General features: G+C 69.0%; 20 protein-coding genes. 10 read left to right on the top strand and 10 right to left on the bottom strand.

All coding sequences use genetic code 11. From position 1 onward, the window contains the following. Positions 1-114: 114 nt before the first annotated feature. The gene (locus tag B7P44_RS28995; protein ID WP_084909303.1) at positions 115-1,149 is read right to left on the bottom strand and encodes an AraC family transcriptional regulator; all 1,035 of its coding nucleotides are present in this window, start codon (positions 1,147-1,149) and stop codon (positions 115-117) included. A gap of 139 nt (positions 1,150-1,288) precedes the next feature. Here B7P44_RS28995 and B7P44_RS28990 point away from each other — a divergent pair, with 139 nt between their 5' ends. The 6 genes from B7P44_RS28990 (at position 1,289) to B7P44_RS28965 (ending at position 8,719) form a co-directional block, all read left to right on the top strand. Next, a complete protein-coding gene (locus B7P44_RS28990) occupies positions 1,289-2,422 on the top strand; it encodes an acyl-CoA dehydrogenase family protein (RefSeq protein WP_084909302.1) in 1,134 nt (377 codons plus the stop codon). Positions 2,423-2,541: 119 nt separating this feature from the next. Continuing rightward, the gene (locus tag B7P44_RS28985; RefSeq protein WP_084910086.1) at positions 2,542-4,248 is read left to right on the top strand and encodes an AMP-binding protein; all 1,707 of its coding nucleotides are present in this window, start codon (positions 2,542-2,544) and stop codon (positions 4,246-4,248) included. A gap of 99 nt (positions 4,249-4,347) precedes the next feature. Continuing rightward, positions 4,348-5,877 (top strand): CoA-acylating methylmalonate-semialdehyde dehydrogenase, encoded by a 1,530-nt coding sequence (locus B7P44_RS28980; RefSeq protein WP_084909301.1) that lies wholly within the window; start codon positions 4,348-4,350, stop codon positions 5,875-5,877. Positions 5,878-5,892: 15 nt separating this feature from the next. After that, positions 5,893-6,792, top strand: a complete 900-nt coding sequence (gene mmsB / locus B7P44_RS28975) for a 3-hydroxyisobutyrate dehydrogenase (RefSeq protein WP_084909300.1) — start codon at positions 5,893-5,895, stop codon at positions 6,790-6,792. Next, positions 6,792-7,583 (top strand): enoyl-CoA hydratase, encoded by a 792-nt coding sequence (locus tag B7P44_RS28970; RefSeq protein ID WP_084909299.1) that lies wholly within the window; start codon positions 6,792-6,794, stop codon positions 7,581-7,583. Before mmsB ends, B7P44_RS28970 begins: the two co-directional genes overlap by 1 nt. Beyond that, entirely contained in the window at positions 7,580-8,719 is a 1,140-nt protein-coding gene (locus tag B7P44_RS28965; protein ID WP_084909298.1) for an enoyl-CoA hydratase/isomerase family protein, read from the top strand. Before B7P44_RS28970 ends, B7P44_RS28965 begins: the two co-directional genes overlap by 4 nt. Before the next feature lie 63 nt (positions 8,720-8,782). Here B7P44_RS28965 and B7P44_RS28960 read toward each other — a convergent pair whose 3' ends face one another. Continuing rightward, positions 8,783-9,688: a LysR family transcriptional regulator gene (locus B7P44_RS28960; RefSeq protein ID WP_084909297.1), complete on the bottom strand. Its 906-nt coding sequence runs from the start codon at positions 9,686-9,688 to the stop codon at positions 8,783-8,785. 191 nt (positions 9,689-9,879) lie between these two features. Between B7P44_RS28960 and B7P44_RS28955 the strand changes: the two genes are divergently transcribed. Next, positions 9,880-11,418 (top strand): MFS transporter, encoded by a 1,539-nt coding sequence (locus B7P44_RS28955; protein WP_084909296.1) that lies wholly within the window; start codon positions 9,880-9,882, stop codon positions 11,416-11,418. A 39-nt stretch (positions 11,419-11,457) separates the two neighbouring features. On the opposite strand, the gene B7P44_RS28950 is transcribed toward B7P44_RS28955, so the two are convergent. From B7P44_RS28950 to B7P44_RS28925, 6 genes are all read right to left on the bottom strand, one after another. After that, positions 11,458-12,828, bottom strand: a complete 1,371-nt coding sequence (locus B7P44_RS28950; RefSeq protein WP_084909295.1) for an efflux transporter outer membrane subunit — start codon at positions 12,826-12,828, stop codon at positions 11,458-11,460. A 12-nt stretch (positions 12,829-12,840) separates the two neighbouring features. Next, the gene (locus B7P44_RS28945) at positions 12,841-14,877 is read right to left on the bottom strand and encodes a MacB family efflux pump subunit (protein WP_084909294.1); all 2,037 of its coding nucleotides are present in this window, start codon (positions 14,875-14,877) and stop codon (positions 12,841-12,843) included. 2 nt (positions 14,878-14,879) lie between these two features. Next, positions 14,880-16,073: an efflux RND transporter periplasmic adaptor subunit gene (locus tag B7P44_RS28940; RefSeq protein WP_084909293.1), complete on the bottom strand. Its 1,194-nt coding sequence runs from the start codon at positions 16,071-16,073 to the stop codon at positions 14,880-14,882. Between the two features lie 262 nt (positions 16,074-16,335). Further along, positions 16,336-16,917, bottom strand: coding sequence for an HD domain-containing protein (locus tag B7P44_RS28935; RefSeq protein WP_084909292.1), 582 nt, complete (start codon positions 16,915-16,917; stop codon positions 16,336-16,338). Positions 16,918-17,005: 88 nt separating this feature from the next. Then, positions 17,006-17,563 carry a helix-turn-helix domain-containing protein gene (locus B7P44_RS28930; protein ID WP_084909291.1) on the bottom strand — a complete coding sequence of 186 codons (558 nt, stop codon included), beginning with the start codon at positions 17,561-17,563 and terminating at the stop codon, positions 17,006-17,008. Positions 17,564-17,594: 31 nt separating this feature from the next. Beyond that, positions 17,595-18,239, bottom strand: coding sequence for a hypothetical protein (locus B7P44_RS28925; protein WP_084909290.1), 645 nt, complete (start codon positions 18,237-18,239; stop codon positions 17,595-17,597). 279 nt (positions 18,240-18,518) lie between these two features. Here B7P44_RS28925 and B7P44_RS28920 point away from each other — a divergent pair, with 279 nt between their 5' ends. From B7P44_RS28920 to B7P44_RS28910, 3 genes are all read left to right on the top strand, one after another. Further along, positions 18,519-19,250 (top strand): ribonuclease T2, encoded by a 732-nt coding sequence (locus B7P44_RS28920; protein WP_084909289.1) that lies wholly within the window; start codon positions 18,519-18,521, stop codon positions 19,248-19,250. A 327-nt stretch (positions 19,251-19,577) separates the two neighbouring features. Next, the gene (locus B7P44_RS28915) at positions 19,578-19,994 is read left to right on the top strand and encodes a fascin domain-containing protein (protein WP_084909288.1); all 417 of its coding nucleotides are present in this window, start codon (positions 19,578-19,580) and stop codon (positions 19,992-19,994) included. 98 nt (positions 19,995-20,092) lie between these two features. Then, on the top strand, positions 20,093-20,575 hold the full coding sequence (locus B7P44_RS28910; protein WP_321970413.1) for a hypothetical protein: 483 nt from the start codon (positions 20,093-20,095) through the stop codon (positions 20,573-20,575). Positions 20,576-20,664: 89 nt separating this feature from the next. Here the strand turns inward: B7P44_RS28910 and B7P44_RS36810 are convergent, their stop codons facing one another. After that, positions 20,665-21,108 carry a hypothetical protein gene (locus B7P44_RS36810; protein ID WP_133117940.1) on the bottom strand — a complete coding sequence of 148 codons (444 nt, stop codon included), beginning with the start codon at positions 21,106-21,108 and terminating at the stop codon, positions 20,665-20,667. Between the two features lie 136 nt (positions 21,109-21,244). Then, positions 21,245-21,877: a LysE family translocator gene (locus B7P44_RS28905; protein WP_084910085.1), complete on the bottom strand. Its 633-nt coding sequence runs from the start codon at positions 21,875-21,877 to the stop codon at positions 21,245-21,247. Between the last annotated feature and the right edge of the window lie 74 nt (positions 21,878-21,951).

Raw genomic sequence — 21,951 nt, 5'->3', positions numbered from 1 at the left:
GCGCGATGGCGGGGCCGGAGTGGCGCACGCCGTATGCCCCTGGCCGCGCACCCCTGGCCGGGCGCCCCTAGCCGGGCGCCCCTAGCCGGGCGCCCCTAGCCGGGCGCCACGAAATCAGCGCGCGTCGCCCCCGCGCGCCAGCGCCTCGTCGCGAAACTCGGCCGGGCTGCGCCCGCTCCACTTGCGGAACGCGCGGTAGAACGCGCTCGGCTCGGCGAAGCCGGCCGCCGCGGCGACGTCGGCGATCGTGCGCGCCGGATCGGCGAGCGCCTCGAACGCGAGATCGCGCCGCAGCGCGTCCTTGATCGACTGGTACGCGTGGCCTTCCTGGTGCAGCTTGCGGCGCAGCGTCGCCTCGGCCACGTGCAGCCGCACGGCCATCCCGGCCGCGCCGGGCCACGCGGCGGGCGGCATCCCGCGCAGCACCGCGCGCACGCGCTGCGCGAGCGCGTTCGGGTTGCGGTACTTGACGATGAAGCTGGCCGGCGCGTTGCGCAGGAAGGTCTTCAGCGTCTTCGCGGTCTGCACGACCGGCAGCGTCGCGAATTCGGGATCGAAATCGACATACGAATCGGGCTCGTTGAAGCGCATGTCGTCGCAGAACATCGACGGGTATTCGTGCTCGGCGGGCGGCGTGTCGCAGCGGAAGCACGCGGCGAGCAGCGGGATGCGCCGGCCGATCAGCCAGCAGGTGAGCCCGTAGACGATGATGAAATAGGTCGCGTACGTGAACATCGCGGGCGTCGCGCCGTTGTTGCGGTGCACGAAGCGCAGCCGCACGCGCTGCGGGTTCGCGTCGAGCTCCGCGTGCAGGTCGTCGAGCACGCAGTGCATGAAGTTCACCGCGCGCGCCATCGCGTGCAGGCCGTCGCGCGCCGACAGCGCCGCCTGGCTCATCGCGATGAAGCTGCCGCTGCGCATCGGGTGGCGGTCCTGGCCGAAGAACTCGTCGTCGAGCGTGCGCGCGATCGCGTTCCACAACGCGCCGTACTGCTGCGCGGACACCCGCGCGCGCGGCTGCTCGAGCAGCGCGGGCGGGATGCCGGCCTGCGCGAGCAGCGGCTCGGCCGCGACGCCGCGCCGTGTCGCGAGCGCGACGCTGTACGCGACGAGACTGATCGCGATGGTTCCCTTTTCTTCTTGCTTCATCGACGGCGCCGCTATGGCAAAAACGCTCAGTGTAAATGAGCGGTGCGAGCATCGAACAGTCGTGCACGGTTGCCTACACTTGATTCATCGAAAACACATCGCGGCCGCGCTTCGCCGGCCGCCGGGAGACGGCAGCGCCATGGACGAGCTTTACACCGAAGACCAGCGGATGATCCGCGACGCGGCGCGCGCTTTTGCCACCGAGGTGCTGGCGCCGAACGCCGCGCAGTGGGACCGCGACGCACACCTGCCGGACGCGGTCGTCGCGCAGCTCGGCGAGCTGGGCCTGCTCGGGATGATCGTGCCGCAGGAGCTGGGCGGCGCGTATACGGATTACGTCGCGTATGCGCTCGCGATGGAGGAAATCGCCGCGGGCGACGCCGCGTGCGCGACGATGATGAGCGTGCACAACTCGGTCGGCTGCGGGCCGATCCTGGGCTTCGGCACGCCTGCGCAGAAGGAGCGCTGGCTCGCCGACATGGCGGCCGGCCGCACGATCGGCGCATTCTGCCTGACGGAGCCGCAGGCCGGCTCCGAGGCGCACAACCTGCGCACCCGCGCGGAGCTGCGCGACGGCAAGTGGGTGCTGAACGGCGCGAAGCAGTTCGTGACCAACGGCCAGCGCGCGGGCATCGCGATCGTGTTTGCCGTCACCGATCCGGACGCCGGCAAGCGCGGCATCTCCGCGTTCCTGGTGCCGACCGACACGCCGGGCTTCATCGTCGGCAAGCCGGAGAAGAAGATGGGCATCCGCGCGTCGGACACCTGCCCGATCACGTTCGAGAACTGCGCGATTCCCGAGGAGAACCTGCTCGGCGCGCGCGGCGAAGGGCTGAAGATCGCGCTGTCGAACCTCGAAGGCGGCCGCATCGGCATCGCCGCGCAGGCGCTCGGCATCGCGCGCGCCGCGTTCGACAAGGCGCGCCGCTATGCGGGCGAGCGCGTGCAGTTCGGCAAGCCGCTCGCCGAGCACCAGGCGATCCAGCAGAAGCTCGCTGACATGGCGACGCAGATCAACGCCGCGCGCCTGCTCGTGCATCACGCGGCGAAGCTGCGCACGGCCGGGCTGCCGTGCCTGTCGGAGGCGTCGCAGGCGAAGCTGTTCGCGTCGGAGATGGCCGAGCGCGTGTGTTCGGACGCGATCCAGATTCACGGCGGATACGGCTATCTCGCCGATTACGAAGTCGAGCGTCATTACCGCGACGCGCGCATCACGCAGATCTACGAGGGAACCAGCGAAGTGCAACGGATGGTGATCGCGCGGCAGCTTTGATGTCGCGCCGGTTGCCTGGTGACAGCAGCCAGCCCCAGAGACCGAAAAACGGCCGGGGCATCGCGGAGCGCGGGGGCCTCGAGCCCGCCGCGCTGCGCAACCTGGATGGAGACAATTCGATGACGGCACAGGCTTTCCTGAACGCACGCGACTTTCTGCTGCGCCATCGCACCGACTACGAAACCGCGTACCGCGATTTCCAGTGGCCGACGCTCGACCATTTCAACTGGGCGCTCGATTATTTCGACGTGATGTCGCACGGCAACGACCAGCCCGCGCTGTGGATCGTCGACGCGGCGACGGGCAATGGCGACCCGTATTCGTTCGCGCAGATGTCCGAGCGGTCGTCGCGGATCGCGAACTGGCTGCGCGGCATCGGCGTCGTGCGCGGCGACCGGATCCTGCTGATGCTGCCGAACCGCGTCGAATTGTGGGACGCGATGCTCGCCGCGATGAAGCTCGGCGCGGTCGTGCTGCCCGCGACCACGCAACTGTCCGCCGACGACGTGCGCGACCGCGTGCAGATCGGCGGCGCGAAATACGCGATCGTCGACGAGAACGAAACCGCGAAATTCGAGCAGCCTGACCTCGGCCTCGCGCAGCGGATCGTCGCCGGCGCGCCGCGCGACGGCTGGCTCGCGATGAACGACGGCTACGCGGCGCCGGCCGCGTTCGAGCCGGACGGGCTCACGCACGCGAGCGATCCGATGCTGCTGTATTTCACGTCGGGCACGACGTCGAAGCCGAAGCTCGTCGAGCACACGCACCGCACGTACCCGGTCGGCAGCCTGTCGACGATGTACTGGGTCGGCCTGCAGCCGGGCGACATCCACTGGAACATCAGCTCGCCCGGCTGGGCGAAGCACGCGTGGAGCTGCTTCTACGCGCCGTGGAACGCGCAGGCGTGCGTGTTCGCGTTCAACTACGCGCGCTTCGAGCCGAAGGTCGTGCTCGACGCGCTCGTCAAGCACCAGGTGACGACGCTGTGCGCGCCGCCGACCGTCTGGCGCATGCTCGTGCAGCAGCCGCTCGCGTCGTTCGACGTGAAGCTGCGCGAGATCGTCGGCGCGGGCGAGCCGCTGAACCCGGAAATCATCGAGCGCGTGAAGAAGGCGTGGGGCATCACGATCCGCGACGGCTACGGCCAGACCGAGACCACCTGCCTGATCGGCAACTCGCCGGGCCAGCCGGTCGTCGCCGGTTCGATGGGCCGCCCGATGCCCGGCTACCGGATCGAACTGCTCGACCCGGACGGCGCGCCGGTGAGCGAAGGCGAGGTCGCGCTGCCGGTCGGCGCGGGCGTCGAGCGCCCGGTCGGCCTGATGACGGGCTACGCGAACAACCCCGACGCGACCGCGCATGCGATGCGCGACGGCCACTACCGCACGTCCGACATCGCGATGCGCCGCGACGACGGCTACTTCGTCTACATCGGCCGCGCGGACGACGTGTTCAAGTCGTCCGACTACCGGCTGAGCCCGTTCGAGCTGGAGAGCGTGCTGATCGAGCATCCGGCGATCGCGGAGGCGGCGGTCGTGCCGAGCCCGGACCCGCTGCGGCTCGCGGTGCCGAAGACCTTCATCGCGCTGCGCCAGGGCTACGAGGAAAGCCCGGCGCTGGCGCTCGAGATCTTCCGCTTCTCGCGGGAGAAGCTCGCGCCGTACAAGCGCATCCGCCGCCTGCAGTTCGCGGAATTGCCGAAGACGATCTCCGGCAAGATCCGCCGCGTCGAGCTGCGCCGCCGCGAGATCGAGCGCGGCGACGACACGAGCGCGCGGATGCCCGGCGAGTACTGGGAAGAGGATTTTGCTGCCGAACTGAAATGACCTGAGCGCGGGCCGCGCGAGTCGCGCTGCCCGCCGATGCATCGAACCGGCCGCCTGTGCGCGACGTCGCGCGGCGGCACTCCCAAGGAGAGTCAAACGATGAATGCGAATCCGACGCCCCAGGCGGGGCAAGACGTGCCGACGGTCAAGCTGTTGATCGACGGCGAATTCGTCGAATCGAAGACGCACGAGTGGCGCGCCATCATCAATCCGGCCACGCAGGACGTGCTTGCGCGCGTGCCGTTCGCGACCGTCGCCGAAGTCGACGCGGCCGTGCAGGCCGCGCAGGCGGCGTTCGCGTCGTGGAAGAACACGCCGATCGCCGCGCGCATGCGCATCATGCTGAAGTTCCAGGATCTCGTGCGCGCGAACCAGCAGCGGATCGCGAAGACGCTGACCGCCGAGCAGGGCAAGACGCTGCCGGACGCGGAAGGCGACATCTTCCGCGGCCTCGAAGTGGTCGAGCACGCGTGCTCGGTCGGCACGCTGCAGCTCGGCGAATTCGCGGAGAACGTTGCGGGCGGCGTCGACACCTACACGCTGCGCCAGCCGCTCGGCGTGTGCGCGGGCATCACGCCGTTCAACTTCCCCGCGATGATTCCGCTGTGGATGTTCCCGATGGCGATCGTGTGCGGCAACACGTTCGTGCTGAAGCCGTCGGAGCAGGACCCGCTGTCGACGATGCAGCTCGTCGAGCTCGCGATCGAGGCCGGCGTGCCGAAGGGCGTGCTGAACGTGGTGCACGGCGGCAAGGAGGTCGTCGACGCGATCTGCACGCATCCGCTCGTGAAAGCGATCTCGTTCGTCGGCTCGACCGCGGTCGGCACGCACGTGTACCAGCTCGGCAGCGCGAACGGCAAGCGCGTGCAGGCGATGATGGGCGCGAAGAACCACGCGGTGGTGCTGCCCGACGCGAACCGCGAACAGACGATCAACGCGCTCGTCGGCGCCGGGTTCGGCGCGGCGGGGCAGCGCTGCATGGCGACGTCGGTCGCGGTGCTGGTCGGCGAGGCGCGCGACTGGCTGCCCGATCTCATCGAGAAGGCGAAGCTGCTGAAGGTCAACGCAGGAGCCGAGGCCGGCACCGACGTCGGCCCGGTCGTGTCGAAGACCGCGAAGGAACGCATCCTGTCGCTGATCGAAGCGGGTGTGAAGGAGGGCGCGAAGCTCGAGCTCGACGGCCGCGGCGTGACGGTGCCCGGTTACGAGAGCGGCAACTTCGTCGGCCCGACGATCTTCTCCGGCGTGAAGACCGACATGTCGATCTACACGCACGAGATCTTCGGCCCGGTGCTCGTCGTGCTCGAAGCCGAATCGCTCGACGACGCGATCGCGCTCGTCAACGCGAACCCGTTCGGCAACGGCGTCGGGCTGTTCACGCAGAGCGGCGCGGCCGCGCGCAAGTTCCAGAGCGAGATCGACGTCGGCCAGGTCGGCATCAACATCCCGATCCCGGTGCCGGTGCCGTACTTCAGCTTCACCGGGTCGCGCGGCTCGAAGCTCGGCGACCTCGGCCCGTACGGCAAGCAGGTCGTGCAGTTCTATACGCAGACGAAGACGGTCACCGCGCGCTGGTTCGACGACGACACGACGGCCGGCCCGGTGAACACGACGATCCGTCTGCACTAAACAAGGGGCTGAAAAATGAAGATCGGTTTTATCGGCCTCGGCCACATGGGCGCGCCGATGGCGCTGAACCTGCTGAAGGCCGGCCATGAAGTGCATGTGTTCGACCTCAGCGCCGATGCGCTGCGCGCGCTGCAGGACGCGGGCGCGCAGGCGGCCGGCTCGCCGCGCGACGCGGCGGCCGGCGCGGAAATCGTGATCACGATGCTGCCGGCAGCGCCGCACGTGCGCTCGGTGCTGACCGGCGAGCAAGGCGTGCTGGCCGGGCTCGGCGCGGGCGCGATCGTGATCGATTCGAGCACGATCGACCCGGCGAGCGCGCAGGCGTTCGGCGCGCTCGTGCGCGAGCACGGCGGCGCGTTCGTCGATGCGCCGGTGTCGGGCGGCACCGGCGGCGCGGCGGCCGGCACGCTGACCTTCATGGTCGGCGGCAGCGACGCGGATTTCGAACGCGTGCAGCCCGTGCTCGCGGGGATGGGCAAGAACATCGTCCATTGCGGCGCGACCGGGATGGGGCAGGTCGCGAAGGTCTGCAACAACCTCGTGCTCGGCATCTCGATGGCGGCCGTGTCGGAGGCGATGTCGCTCGGCGTCGCGCTCGGCATCGACCCGAAGGTGCTCGCGGGCATCGTCAACACGTCGACGGGCCGCTGCTGGAGCTCGGACACGTACAACCCGTATCCGGGCGTGATCGGCACCGCGCCGTCGTCGCGCGGCTACACGGGCGGCTTCGGCACCGACCTGATGCTGAAGGACCTCGGCCTCGCGAACGACGCGGCGAAGCAGGTGCGCCAGCCCGTCTATCTCGGCGCGCTCGCGCAGCAGCTGTACCAGACGATGAGCAGCCGCGGCGACGGGCAGCTCGATTTCTCGGCGGTGATCCGCCTCTACCAACCGACCCCGAAGAAGGACGCGTGATGATCGAACTGGACTTCGTCGACGACGGCGCGATCGCGTTGGCGACGCTCAAGCGGCCGCCCGCGAACGCCTTTACCGCCGACGGCCTGCGGCAGCTGCAGGAGACCGTCGGCGCGCTCGACGCGAACCCGCGCGTGCGCGCGCTCGTGATCACCGGCGACGGCCCGAAATTCTTCAGCGCGGGCGCGGACCTCAACACGTTCGCCGACGGCGACCCGGCGGTCGCGCGCGCGATGGCCACGCGTTTCGGCTCGGCGTTCGAGACGCTCTCCGACGCGCGCTTCGTGACGATCGCGGCGATCAACGGCTATGCGATGGGCGGCGGGCTCGAATGCGCGCTCGCGTGCGACCTGCGCATCGCGGAGACGCATGCGCAGATGGCGCTGCCCGAGCCGTCGGTCGGGCTGCTGCCGTGCGGGCTCGGCACGCAGACGCTGCCCTGGCTCGTCGGCGAAGGCTGGGCGAAGAAGATCATCCTGGCCGGCGTGCGCGTCGACGCGGCGACCGCGCTGCGGATCGGCCTCGTCGAGGACGTGGTCGACACGGGAGCCGCGCGCGACGCGGCGCTCGCGCTGGCGCGCAACGTCGTGCGGCAGAGCCCGCACGCGGTCGCGTACAGCAAGGAGCTGATCGGCCTCGCGAGACGCGGCGTGCCGCGCAGCGCGGCGCTCGCGGTCGAGCGCGAGCGCTTCGTCGACCTGTTCGACACGAACGACCCGCGCGAAGGCGTGGCCGCGTTTCTCGGCAAGCGCGCGCCGCAGTGGCACCCCGATGGAGAGCAAGACCGATGAGCACGCCGATCACGACGCATGACGCGTTTGCCGATGCGGCGCCCGAGGTGCTGTGTCGCGTGCTGAACCGCGTGGCGCTGATCACGCTGAACCGGCCGGCCGCGCTCAACGCGCTGTCGCACGGGATGGTGCGCGAGCTGGCGGCACTGCTGGAGCGTTGCCGCGCCGACGACCAGATCGTTGCCGTCGTGCTGCGCGGCGCGGGCGAGAAGGGCTTCTGCGCGGGCGGCGACGTGCGCGCGCTTTACAGGAGCGCCGCGCAGTGCGACGCGTGGCTGCCGTTCTTCGTCGACGAATACCGGCTCGACTACGCGATCCATACGTTCCCGAAGCCGGTCGTCGCGCTGATGGACGGCATCACGATGGGCGGCGGCATGGGGCTGGCGCAGGGCGCGGCGCTGCGGGTCGCGACCGAGCGCAGCAAGATCGCGATGCCGGAGACGCGCATCGGCTTCGTGCCGGACGTCGGCGCGACGCATTTCCTCGCGCGGATGCCGGTCGAGCTGGAGCTGTACGTGGGGCTGACGGGCGCGACGCTGTCCGGCGCGGATGCACTCGCCGCGAAGCTCGCGGACCTGTGCGTGCCGTCGTCGTGGCTCGACACGTTCGAGACGCGCATCGAGAACCTCAAATGGGACAGCGACGTGCTCGCCGCGCTGCGCCGGGTGTTCGAGCCGCCGTGCAACGTCGTGCCGCATGCGGCGCTCGACACCCAGCTGCCATGGATCGTGCGCCACTTCGACAAGCGCTCGACGGTCGAGCGGACCGTCGCGACGCTCACGCAGGAACTCGGGCGCGAAGAGCTGTCGCGCGAGCATCGCCAGTGGCTGCAGGCGACGCTCGACGCGCTGCTCGGCCATTCGCCGACGATGCTCGCGGTGACGCGCGAGGCGCTGCTGCGCGGCCGCCAGATGACGCTGGCCGAATCGCTCCGGATGGAGCTCGGCATCGTCGCGCGTTCGATCGAAGAGGGCGATTTCCGCGAAGGCGTGCGCGCGCATCTCGTCGACAAGGACCGCAAGCCGCGCTGGGCGCCGGCGTCGCTCGTCGAACTGCGCGCCGAACGCGTGCGGCATTTCCTCACGTCGCCGTGGAAGCTCGCCGCGCATCCGCTCGCCGAGCTGGGCAACGCGTGACGTGAATGCACGCCGCGCTGCGTGCATTGACGACGGGGCCGCGCAACGCGGCCCCGTCGTCGTTCAATCCCCGATCATCGACGGAATCGCCGCGGCGAGCGCGTCGATCGCGCAGCGCGTCTTGCGCGGCAGGTAGCGCGTCTGCGGCCAGACTGCGTGGACGTCGCCGGTCTCGACGAAACACCGGTCCATCACGACCGCCAGCTCGCCGCGGCGCACGTGGTGCGCAAGCAGCCAGCTCGGCAGCCACGCAATCCCGAAACCCGATATCGCCGCCGCCGCGATCGCCTGCACGTCGTCGAAGCTGAGCTGATGCCGCAAGTCGATGCGCGTCGGCGTGCCGTCCGGCGCGCGCAGGTCCCACGGCTGCGGCACGCCCGCGCGCGAGTACGCGATCGTCCGGTGATCCTTCAGCGCGTCGAGCGTCGTCGGCATGCCGAAGCGGGCCAGGTACGACGGCGCCGCGCCGAGGCTGCCGTGCTGCGTGCCGAGCCGGCGCGCCGCGAGGCTCGTGCTGTCGGGCAGCTTGCCGATCCGCACCGCGAGGTCGAAGCCTTCCTCGACGAGATCGACGAAGCGGTCGGAAATCGCCACGTCGATCCGCAGGTGCGGATACGCGTGCGCGAGATCGAGCAGCACGGGCGTCACGCAATGGTGACCGAACGCGAGCGGCACGCTCACGCGCAGCCGCCCGCGCGGCTCGTGGCGGCCGCAGTCGAGGTCGGCCTCCGCGGCTTCCAGCTCCGCGAGCGCGCGCACGCAGCGGTCGTAGTACGCCTGGCCGTCGTCGGTCAGGCTCTGGCTGCGCGTGGTCCGCTGCAGCAACCGCGCACCGAGCCGCTTCTCCAGCCGCGCGATCGCCTTGCCGACCGCCGAGCGCGTCATGTCGAGCCGCTCCGCCGCGAGCGCGAAGCTGCCGGATTCGACCACCTGCACGAAGGTCGTCACGCCGTCGAGTCGGTCGGTCATGGTGCGATGTTGCCGATTGGTTCCTGATGGTCCCGAGTCATGAGAAATGGATGCCTCAATGGGGAGTGAAATTCTCACTATAGTACCGACTCCCGTTCATCGCGTGCGACGCCGCAGGCCGCGCGCAGCGAACGCCTGCCACGAACCTGGAGGCGTCGCCGTCCGGCCGCCGGGCAACGACGCGACATCGCATGACGCAATCCGACACCCGACGAAATGCGGTCGCACTCGCGGCCGTCTGCCTCACTTCCCTGATGTTCGGCCTCGAGATCTCGAGCGTGCCGGTGATCCTGCCGACGCTCGAGGACGTGCTGCACGGCGACTTCAACGGCCTGCAGTGGATCATGAACGCGTACACGATCGCCTGCGCGACGGTGCTGATGGCGGCGGGCACGCTCGCGGACCGTTTCGGCCGCAAGCGCGTGTATGTCGCGGGCACGCTGCTGTTCGGCGCGACGTCGCTGTTGTGCGGGTTCGCGCCGAACGTGCCGGTGCTCGTCGCGGGCCGGCTGCTGCAGGGCGCGAGCGGCGGCGCGATGCTGACCTGCCAGATCGCGGTGCTGTCGCACCAGTTCCGCGAGGGCCGCGAGCGCGGCCGCGCGTTCGGCGTGTGGGGGATCGTGTTCGGGATCGGGCTCGGCTTCGGGCCGATCGTCGGCGGCGCGATCGTCGCGGTCGCGAGCTGGCCGTGGGTGTTCCTCGTGCATGCGCCGCTCGCGGCTGTCGCGCTCGCGCTGATCGGCGGCGCGGTGCGCGAGTCGCGCGATCCGCACGCGGGCACGCTCGATGTCGCGGGCATCGTCACGCTGTCGCTCGCGCTGCTCGGCCTGTCGTTCTACATCACGCAGAGCGCCGAGATCGGCCTGACCAGCGCGACCGGGCTCGCGGTGCTCGGTGCGACCGCGCTGGCGCTGGCGTGTTTCGTGGTCGCCGAGCGCCGCAGCGCGCGCCCGATGTTCGATTTCTCGGTGTTCCGGATCCGCGCGTTCACGGGCGCGATCTTCGGCTCGATGGGGATGAACTTCAGCTTCTGGCCGTTCATGATCTACCTGCCGATCTACTTCCAGGTCGCGCTCGGCTACGACAGCGTGACGGCCGGCCTCGCGCTGCTTGCGTACACGCTGCCGACGCTGGTCGCGCCGCCGGTCGGCGAGCGGCTCGCGCTGCGCTACGGGCCGGGCGTCGTGATTCCGGGCGGGCTCTTCACGATCGCGGCGGGCTTCGCGCTGATGCGGGTCGGCAGCGCGGCCGCGCACGCCGACTGGCTGACGATGCTGCCCGGCTGCCTGATCGCGGGCCTCGGGCTCGGCCTGACGAACACGCCGGTCACCAACACGACGACGGGCGCGGTGCCGAGCGCGCGTGCCGGGATGGCGTCCGGCATCGACATGAGCGCGCGGATGATCTCGGTCGCGCTGAACATCGCGATGATGGGCTTCGTGCTGGTCGCGGGGATCGTGTCGGGCCTGAAGGCGAGCGTCGGCGGCGCGGTCGGCGATGCAGCGCTCCGTGGGCTCGCGCAGGAGATCGCGGCCGGCCGCACCGAAGGGTGGCGCGCGCTGGCCCCGGCGCTGGCGCAAGCCGATCCGACCGGCGCGGCGCTGCATGCGGCGCTCGTGCACGGGTTCGGGTGGGTGATGGTGTATGGCGCGGTGGGCGTCGCGGTGCTGGCGACGGCGAGCGTCGTCGCGTTCGCACCGGCGCGGCGGCGCACGGCGGTCGCGGAATGACGATTGCGGGCGGCGTGGCCGTCGCGCCGCAACCGATTGCTACGCGCCGCCGCCGAGCGCCCGATACAGCGTCATCTGGTTGTTGAGCCGGTTCAGCCGGTTCAGCGATTCGGCGCTCTGCGCGTCACGCAGCCGCTGCTGCTGGTCGAGCCACGGCTGCACGTCCGTCGCGCCGGCGGCGAACCGCGCGGCGGCGAGCGTTTCCGCGCGCTGCGCCTGCGCGAGCGACAGCGTGCGCTGTTCCGCCTCGCGTTCGAGCTGCACGCGCGCAGACAGCGCGTTCTCGACCTCGGCCAGCGCCGAATAGAGCCGCTGGCGGAAACCGACGACCGCTTCCTGGTACTGCGTCTGCGACACCTTGATCTGCAGCTGCATCGTGTTCCACTGGATGAACGGCAGCGCGAGCCCGAGCCCGAGCGTGCCGATCGGGTTCGCGAGCACGCGCTCGAGGCTCGTGCTCGACGTGCCGACGTTGCCCGTCAGCGTGAAGGTCGGATAGAAGCTCGTGCGGGTCGCGTCGACGTTCGCCAGCGATTCGCGCAGCCGGAATTCCGCCGCACGCAGGTCCGGGCGCCGGCCGAGCAGGTTCGCGGGCAGGCCGGCCGCGACCGCCGGGAGCGGCCCGTCGGGCAGCGTCGGCGGTTCGGCGGCGCTCTGCTGCGGCGGCCGGTCGAACAGGATCGCGAGCGCGTGGCGGTTTTCGGTGCGCTGCTGGAGCAACTGCGTCTGCGCGGCCCGCTGCGCGGCGAGGCTCTGCTCGGCCTGCGCAAGATCGAGCCCGGAGGTCGCGCCGGCCGCGTGGCGCGAGCGCACCAGCGCGACCGTGCGCGCCGCATACGCGATGTTCGCGTCGCCGAGCGCGATCTGCCGGTTCAGGTAGCCGATCTGCCAGTACAGCGCGGCCGTCGTGCCGATCAGCGACAGCCGCGCGGCTTCGCGGTCGGCCTCGGTCGCGTCGGCTTCCCAGCGCGCGGCGTCGCGCAGCGCGGCGAGCCGGCCCCACAGATCGAGCTCGTAGCTCAGCGTGCCGGTGACGCCGCTCGCGCGGCTCATCTGGTGCGTATCGAGCGTGCGCGACACGCTGCCGTTCGCGCCGAGCGTGACGCCGGGCGTCAGGTTCGTGTCGGCGAGCCCGGCCTGCAGCCGCGCGCGGTACACGCGGATCGCCGCGATCGCGAGGTCGTTGTTGGTGCGCAGCGCGTCGTCGATCAGGCGGTCGAGCACCGGGTCGCTGAAGCTGCGCCACCAGTCCACGGGCGCGTTGGGCGCGCTTGGCGGCACGGGCGATTCCCAGTGGGCCGGCATCGTGACCGGGGGCAGCGGCTGGTTGCGCGTGGCCGCGCAGCCGGCGGCGAGCGCGGCGGCGCAGGCGAGTGCGCCCAGGCGGCGGATCGGGTGGGGCAGGGTCATAGGCATGTTTCGTCAGTCCCGCGCGAGCGCATCGATCGGATCGAGCCGCGACGCGTTGCGCGCCGGCATGAAGCCGAACACGACGCCGGTGAGCGTCGAGCACAGGAACGCGGTGGCGATCGCGCCGGCGGAGAACACCATCTTCCATTGGTCGACGAACATCGAGAACAGGAGGCCGACGCCGAACGACAGCGCGATCCCGACCGCGCCGCCCAGCAGGCAGACCAGCACGGCCTCGACGAGGAACTGCTGCAGGATGTCGGTCTGGCGCGCGCCGACCGCCATCCGGATGCCGATCTCGCGGGTGCGCTCGGTGACCGACACGAGCATGATGTTCATCACGCCGATCCCGCCGACCACCAGCGAAATGACCGCGATCAGCGACAGCAGCAGCGTCAGCGACCGGCCGGTCTTCTCGACCGTCTTCACGACGCTGTCCATGTTGTACGTGAAGAAGTCCTTGCGCCCGTGCCGCTGGGCGATCAGCTTCGTCAGGCTCTGCTCGGCGGCCTGGCTCGGCTGGCCGGCGCGCACGCGCACGGTGATGCTGTCGACATGCTGCTGGCCGAACAGGCGTCCGCTCGCGGTCGTGTACGGCACCCACGCGTTCAGGCTCTTCACGTCGCCGAACGCGCTTTTCTTGTCGGCCACGACGCCGATCACGACGCACGGCAGATTGCCGATCAGGATCACTTCGCCGAGCGGATTCGGGCGCGCGCCGAACAGCTTGCGCCGCGTGTTCTGGTCGATCACCGCGACCTGCGCCTGGCGGCGCACCTCGTCCGCGCCGAACGCGACGCCCAGCGCCAGCTTCATCCCGCGCACCTGGAAGAACCGCTCCCCGACGCCGCTGACGAGCGCGTTGACGTCGACGTTGCGATAGCGCAGCAACTGCGTGCGGGACGTTTCGGGCGTCGCGCTGTCGACATACGGCTGCTCGGCCAGCGCGGCGACGTCGGCGGGCACGAGCGTCTGGATCGCGTCCGCGCGGCTGTCGCCCCAGTCGAGGCCCGGATACAGGTTGATGGTGTTCGTGCCCATGCTGCCGATCTCGTCGAGCATGTAGCGCTTCGCGCCTTCGCCGATCGCGACGATCGATACGACCGACGTGATGCCGATGATGATGCCGAGCATCGTCAGCACCGTGCGCAGCCGGTGCGACACGAGCGCGCGCCACGCCATCCGGAATGCCTCCGCGAAACGGCCGGCGCCGGCCGACAGGCGGCGCGCGGGCTGCGCGGGTCGTGCGGCGGCGACGGCGAGCGCCGGGTCGGCGTTGGCGCCGGCGTGCGCGAGCAGCACGGGTGTCGCGTGCCACGCGGTATCCGGCTCCGCCGCCGTGTCGGCGGCTGCGACGGTGTGCGGATTCGACCGGTCCGCGACGATCTCGCCGTCGCGGATCTCGACGATGCGGCGCGCGTGCCGGGCGACGTGTTCGTCGTGCGTGACGATGATCACCGTGTGGCCGAGCGCGTTCAGCTCGCGCAGGATGCGGATGACTTCCTCGCCGCTTTTCGAGTCGAGCGCGCCGGTCGGCTCGTCGGCCAGGATCACTTCGCCGCCGTTCATCAGCGCCCGCGCGATGCTCACGCGTTGCTGCTGGCCGCCCGACAGCTGGCTCGGCCGGTGGTCTTCGCGGTCCGCGAGCCCGAGGCGCGCGAGCAGGCGCTGCGCGCGTGCGCGGCGCTCCGCCGGCGCGCTGCCGGCGTAGATCGCCGGCATCTCCAGGTTGGCGACCGCGCTCAGGTGCGGCAGCAGGTGATAGCGCTGGAAGATGAAGCCGAAGCGCTCGCGGCGCAGCTGCGCGAGTTCGTCGCCGTCGAGGGTTCGGGTCTCGCGTCCGCCGACCGTGTAGCTGCCGGCGCTCGGATGGTCGAGACAGCCGAGAATGTTCATCAGCGTCGACTTGCCGGAGCCCGACGCGCCGACGATCGCGACGATCTCGCCGGCGTCGATCGACAGGCTGACGTTCTTCAGCACCACGACGTCCCGGTCGCCGGCGGGGAAGCGCCGCGTGACGTCGGTCAGCTGCAGCAGCGGCCGCGACATCGTCACGCTCCCGGCGCCGACGCGGCGAGCGCGTCGGCGTCGGCGTCGCCGATCACGACCTGCTCGCCTTCCTTCAGGCCAGCCAGCACCTCGACCTTCACGTTGTTGTTGATGCCGGTGCGGATCGTGCGCGTCTCGGTCTTGCCGTCCGCGTGCAGCACGCGCACCGCGTACGTGCCGTTCTTGTCCTTCGCGCCGAGCGCGGCGGCTGGGATGCTGAGCGCGTTGCGCGCGCCGCCGAGGACGATGTTGACCTGCGCGGTCATCGAGATGCGCAGCCGATGGCCGGGGTTGGGCACTTCGAACAGCGCGTTGTAGAACACGGCGGCGTTCGTTTTCGAGCTGCCGCCGCCGGCCGCGCCGCCAAGCCCGGCCTGCGATTCGAGGAAATTCTGCGGCGCCGGCTCGATCGCGCGGAGCTTGCCGTAGTAGCGCCGGTCCGGTTCGCCGAGGATCGTGAAATACGTGGTCTGGCCGGGCTGGACGCGGATCACGTCGGCTTCGGAGACCTGCGCCTTGACCGTCATCGTGTCGAGATCGGCGAGCTTGAGGATCACCGGCGCCTGCTGCTGCGCGATCACGGTCTGGCCTTCCTGCGTGACGATCGCGACGACTTCGCCGTCCATCGGCGCGACGATGCGCGTGTAGCCGAGATTGGCCTGCGCGGTGTCGATCTGGATGCGGGCCGCGCGGATCTGCGCGTCGAGCGACGCGAGGTTCGCGCGCTGTACGTCGAGCGCCGCGCGCGCGGACTCGAACGCCTCGCGGGAGGTGGCATCGTCGGGCAGCATCGTCTGCTGGCGACGGAACGCGAGGTCGGTCTGCTTGAGCTGCGCGGCGGTCGCGCGCTGCTGCGCGAGCAGGCTTTCCTCGCTGGTGCGCGCCTGCCGCAGCGCGTTCTGCGAGATGACCGGATCGATTTCCGCGAGCCATTGCCCCTTCGCGACCTTGTCGCCGAGCCGGACCTTCAGCGTCTTCAGCTGTCCCGACACCTGGGCGCCGACGTCGACCTGCCGGAACGCCTGCAGCGCGCCCGTCGCCAGCACCGCGTTCTCGAGGTCGCCGCGCGCGACCGGCGCGCTCAGGTAGCGCGGATGCCGGTCGGGCGAGAGATAGTGGAGCGACAGGCCGCCGGCGATCGCGACGACGACAACACTGGCCAGCGCGATGCGCCAGCGGCGGCGGTTCTGTTTCATGAGGGCGCGGCGAAGGTGAATCGGGCGTCGGCGACGCGTGCGGCCGATCGGGCAATCAGGTGGTCGGAGACCGGAACGGTGGGCCGGATCGGAGCCGGCATGCGTTGCGATGCGGCCAGGATGAATCGGGTCGGGCGCCTATGATAAGCGAATTCGTCTGCTGAATTGCTGGCGAATTGTGCGCGATTGTGCGCGTTTGTGGGCAATCTTTACGGCGCCGCGACGGCCGGCGTCCGCGTCGCGTGCGCTCGCCGCAGCCCGATCACGCGTCCCGCGCGCCGGCGTCGATCCGGCCTTGCGTGTCGGCGTCGACGATCGCCCGGATCGCGCGGAACAGCGGGCTCGCGTCCGTATGGCGCCGGCCGTAGCCGAGATTGAACGCGTAGTCGAAGTCCGGCGGATTGTCACCCTGGTTGTGCTGCAGGATCGTTTCCAGCTTGTCCAGCGCCTTGACGGCCTTCGCTTCCGGCGACGCGGCCTGCTCGTATTCGTCCCACAGCGACACGATCTCGTCGCGCAGCGCGGCGTCGAGGCCGACGGTCAGCGTCAGCAGGTCGCGCCGCTCGTGCGCGCTCTTGTCCGGGTGCGCGGCCTGCTCGACCGCCGGGATGTCGCCGTGCAGCGCTTCGCCGAGGTCGTGGACGACGCACAGCTTCAGCAGCTTCAGCGGGTCGACGCCGTCGAGCGCGTCGGCGAACACCAGCGCCATCAGGCACAGCCGCCAGCTGTGCTCGGCGGTGCTTTCCGCGCGGCCGGCCGACGTGTGGCCGCTGCGCAGCACGTCCTTCAGGCGTTCCGCTTCGCGCAGGAAGGCGAGCCGGGCGTGGATCGTGTCGGGAGTCATCGGTGAGGTCCGCAAGGTCCGGGTTGGGGGCCGTCAAGCGTAGGCCGGATGCCGGTGGGCTGTCCACGCATGAAATATGCGCGGCGCGTCACAGCGTTTCGACGAGCCGCGCGGCCGAGCCGTCCGACAGGATCATCCGGGTCCAGCGGCAGGTGCTGCGGCGGATCGGCACGATGCGCGACGCGTTCGCGCCGCTGTCGAACTCGACGCACGGCGGGCCGGCGCTGTCGCGCCAGCCGAGCGTGTCGAGCGACGCCTCCAGCGCGGCGATTTCCGGCGTCGCATAGCGCCACAGCGACGCGCCGAGCATCGTCGGCAGCGGTTTCGCGAATTCGGCGGCGCGCAGCGACGAGCATGCCAGCAGCCGGTGCGTGAGGTCGCACACGAGGTGCACGCGGCCGGGATGGTCGCCGACGAGCCGCGCGAGCGCGCGGTCGCCGGCGGAATCGAGCCGCGCCGCGAGCAGGCGCTCGGCGATCGCGCGCTCGTCGGGCGACATCTGCTGGACGCCGGCTTCCCAGCGGGAAATCGTCGATTGCGCGACGCCGAACAGCTCGGCCGCGTGGCTCTGCTTCACGCGGCGCAGGAGCCGCCAGCGTTTCAGCAGCGGGCCGAGCGGCGGAGTGTGAAGCGGCGAGGCGGTCATGTGGAGGCTCCGGTGCGGGCGTGGCGAACGATCAGGGGATGTGGAGTCCGCCTTGCGCCTCGATCGCGACGAGCGCGAACGGCAGCAGCACGACGCCGCCCAGCACCAGCACGCCGTCGGCCGCGACGGTCACGGGCGTGGCCAGCAACCGGAGGCCCTTGTCGAACGCGGACAGCGGTTCGTGGATCCAGACGCGGTACGGCTTGTTGAACGGCTGGGCGGCGGTCTTCTGCATCTGCGCGAAGCCGTCGGCGCTGTAGCGCTTGCCGCTGATCTCGCCGTCGAACGCGAGGCCGTTCTTTGCTTCCGTGAAACCGTCGGCGACGGCCGCCTGCCGGTCCTCCGCGGACGCGTCGGGCGGCAGCACGGTGCGGTAGTGGCCCGTCACGGCGCTGCCGTCCACCTTGAAGCGGTCGAACGACGAGCGCAGCGATTTCCGGTAGCCGGACATCAGCACCGGCCGCAGCTTGTCCGGCAGCGCGAAGATGTAGTGGTAGCGATCGCCCAGCACCACCAGCTGCTTGCCGTCCTCGGTGATCAGGAAGGCGGACACGGATTCGACGTAGTCCTTGTCTTTCTTTTCGTACAGGTCCTTCGTGAAACAGCCGGACAGCGCGAGGCTGCTCGCAACCATGCCGGCGGCCAGCAGGCGCCGGCGCATCATCGAGGTTTTCATCGGTTGTTGTTCCGTCTTGCGCGGTTAAAAGGGGCTTTCGCCCTCGGAGCCGACGATTCTGGCGCAATTGCCGGACCTTGTCGAACCGCGGCGCGGCGGTGCCGCCATGCGCCACCCTGCGTGACGCAATCGGTTACCGGTAGCCGCTGGAATCGGCGCTCGGGCGGGACAGCGCGGCATTCATATTCGTGCCATGTTGTTGCGGCAACAATCGCGTTCAGCCGTACGACAATCTCGCGGCGCATCCCGCGACCGCGAGTCCTTTCCGAGGGAATCCCCATGCTCAAGACGCTCATCCGCGCCGCGACCGCGCTCGCCGTTACTGCCGCCTCGATGCACGCCGGCGCGCAGACCAGCTACGACTACCTGCTGCTTGCCTCCTCGTGGGAGCCGGGCTTCTGCGCGACGCATGCCACGCCGGAGTGCTCGAACCTCGCCGGCTCGTATGCGGCGACCAGCCTGTCGCTGCACGGGCTGTGGCCGAACAGCTACGACGGCAACCAGCCGTTCTTCTGCGGCGTGCCGCAGAGCGACATCGATCTCGACAACAGCCACCAGTGGTGCAGCATGGACGCATATCCGGTCAGCGCCGCGACCCGCAACACGCTGTCGACCTACATGCCGGGCGTCGCGTCGTGTCTCGACAAGCACGAGTGGTTCAAGCACGGCACCTGCTCGAACGCGGCGTCGCCCGATGCATACTGGAACCAGGCGGCCGGCATGATCAGCCGCCTCGGCAACACGTCGTTCAACGCGTTCCTGCAGGCGAACGCGGGCCGGACCGTGACCCGCAACCAGCTGCTGACCGCGTTCGAAGGCGCGTTCGGCAGCAACACGCGCAGCGCGGTGTCGCTGAAATGCACGAAGGCGAACGGCGTCAGCTATTTCACCGAGGCGTGGATCGCGGTGAAGACGGACGCGACCGCGCAGTTCCCGAGCGCCGCGTCGCTCGTGACCGACGGCAGCACGCAGGGCACGTGCCCGACGACGGGCGTGACCATCGCGAAGTAAGCAGGGTGGGGCGGCGCGGGCCCGGCGGCCCGTGCCGCGTCCTGCGGATGCGGCTGGCCGAATCGCTCGATCAGGTCGATCGACGAAATTCTGCTGGATAAATGACTGAATTATTCAAATTAATAGATTGGTTGAATTATTCAGTAGTGGAAAAATATCTCGGCGGGTGGCTCGGTTAATTCAATTTTGCGATTCCATATTTGCAAATTAAACTTTGTAAGCTATGCTCAGAATGGCTCGAATCAGGCCGGTTCGAGCCAGGCAGGGCGGTTCAATCCGATGCATGAAAATCCGACGTGTTGAAGCAAACTTTGACAGGAGTGGATCATGTCTTCTTCGGGCTATATCGCAATTGCATTGCAGGCGGACGATGGGCTGTATCTGAGCCGCATCAATCGGGGCAGTGAAAATCCGATCGAGGCGGCAAAGAAGGAAATCGATGTTTTTTCAAAATTCCGGGTGGTGACTGTCGGTCCGCAGCAGATCGCGCTGCTCGCCGACAACGGCCTGTACCTGAGCCGGATCAATCGCGGCGCGACCAATCCGATCGAGGCCGCCAAGCAGAACGTCGACGTGTTCTGCCTGTTTACCGTGGCAAACGTCGGGCCGAACAAGATCACGCTGCGCGCCGACACCGGGCTCTATCTGAGCCGGATCAACCGCGGCAGCATCAATCCGATCGAAGCGGCCAAGGAGCGCCCGGACGTATTCTGCGAATTCGCCGTCACGACGTCCTTCGAGTAAGCGCCGGCCTGTGTGGAGCCGTGCGCCGAATCCGTCGCACGGCTCCGTGACCAGCATGCCGGCGTTGCGCGGCGAACCGGCCGATCGGTTCGTCGCGCTTGCCTCTGCCCATCCTGGCGAATCCGCCCGCAGGTGAAACGCACCGATGCGCGCGTCCGCAGCCCGGCACGAACAACGGGTATGCGCAAGACGGCTACACCGGCGGCTCGTACAGCAACTGCTCGGACCCGAAGCAACCGGGCGTCGACGCGATCGTCGGCTCTCTCGGCAAGCTGCCGTATCACCCGAACCCGAACTGCGCGGCGAACACCGACTACCCGCTGAACAGCTACAACCCGGGCTACAACGGTGACGGCTCGCTGCTGGAGAAGCACATCTCCTGGAAGTGTTACGGAGAAGGCTGGAACACGTTCAAGAGCCCGGACCCGAAATTCAGCGGCGCAAGCGTCTACTGCAACATCTGCAACCCGTTCCTTTACGAAATCGCGATCACGGCCATCACGGGAACGACGACAGCGACAATTAGCATGATGTGCACGACGGCCCCGGCTGGTCCGAAGGCTGCCGTTCGCCGAAGCTGACGGCGAACGGCAGGAACAGGGCGGTGGCGGCCGGCCGCGCCTGCCGTCCTCCCTGGAGCGTGTTATGTACGTTTCGGAAGTTTCGGCTTCTAGTCGATGTCGTTCCGTTCGCTGTAACGAATAACGACAGGCCGTGAACACGTTCCCGCCATCGTCACTGGTTGGCGTCGCCCGACGCGTTCGTCCTCCGCAATCTGCGCCAGCACTTGATCGACGTATCCGAAATAGCCCAACACGCCATTCCAATCCCCATCGAAATCAATGGTCGGGCAGTTGCCCAACTCAGGACGTCCACTCCATGTGAGATGGATGAACGAGTAACGCCCTGGCTCGTCATTGTGAGCACAAAGAACGTCGTCATTGCCTTTGGCATGTGCAAGTACCGTCAGCGCGCGTCCATGGAACGGGTGGTCCGGGTGAATCTCGATGTCCAGCTCCGCCTGAACGCGCGTGTGGTCGACATCGCATTCCGAGTGAGGGTGCGCAAATTCGCACCAGTCCTCGGGAAGCGACACGTTGCGCTCGTGTTCCATGAAATTCACTCCGATCCACAGCCAATGACGGGCAGCAGTGTACGTTGGACAAGGAAAAACGGGGTTTTCGCCATGCATGCCCGACAGACTGATGCTTGCGGACACAGTCCCGATTCCGAAAAGTGCACGACACGCTCTAGCTTCGCGATTCGAGTGCGATACGCACCGCCAATCCGGCCAGCACGGTGCCCATCAACCCGCGCTGAACCAACGCCCAAACCGGCCGGCCGGCGAGAAAACCCGCGATCGAACCGGCCATACTTGCGATCAGCGTGTTGACGCTCACGCTCACCGCGATCTGCACGCAGCCGAGCGCCAGCGATTGCGCGAGCACGCTGCCATGTCCCGGCGAAATGAACTGCGGCAGTAGCGACAGATACATCACCGCGATCTTCGGATTCGCGAGATTCGTGACGAAGCCCATCGTGAAGAGTTTTCGGCGGCTGTCGTGCGGCAACCGGCGGACCTGAAACGCCGAGCGCCCGCCCGGCCTGAGCGCCTGCCAAGCCAGGTACAGCAGATACAGCGCGCCGGAAATGCGCAACGCGTCGTACGCATACGGCACGGTCAGCACCAGCGCGGTGATGCCGAACGCCGCGCAAAACATATAGAACACGAACCCCAGCGCAACGCCGCCGAGCGACAGCAGACCCGCACGGCGGCCTTGGCAGATCGAACGCGAAATCAGGTAGATCATGTTCGGGCCGGGCGTCAGGGCCATGCCGAGCGACACGAGTCCGAAAGCAAGCAGAGTGGGCAAGGCAGGCACGGCGGTCTCCTTCGGCGCAGAGAAGTCGGGTTGATGCGTGCCGTACAAGATATTGCATATCGGTCGCCTTCAGC

The sequence above is a fragment of the Burkholderia ubonensis subsp. mesacidophila genome, assembly GCF_002097715.1.
GTDB classification, from domain to species: Bacteria; Pseudomonadota; Gammaproteobacteria; order Burkholderiales; family Burkholderiaceae; genus Burkholderia; species Burkholderia mesacidophila.
Note: the sequence above shows the minus strand (reverse complement) of the source record. Positions and strands in the feature narration are given on the sequence as shown.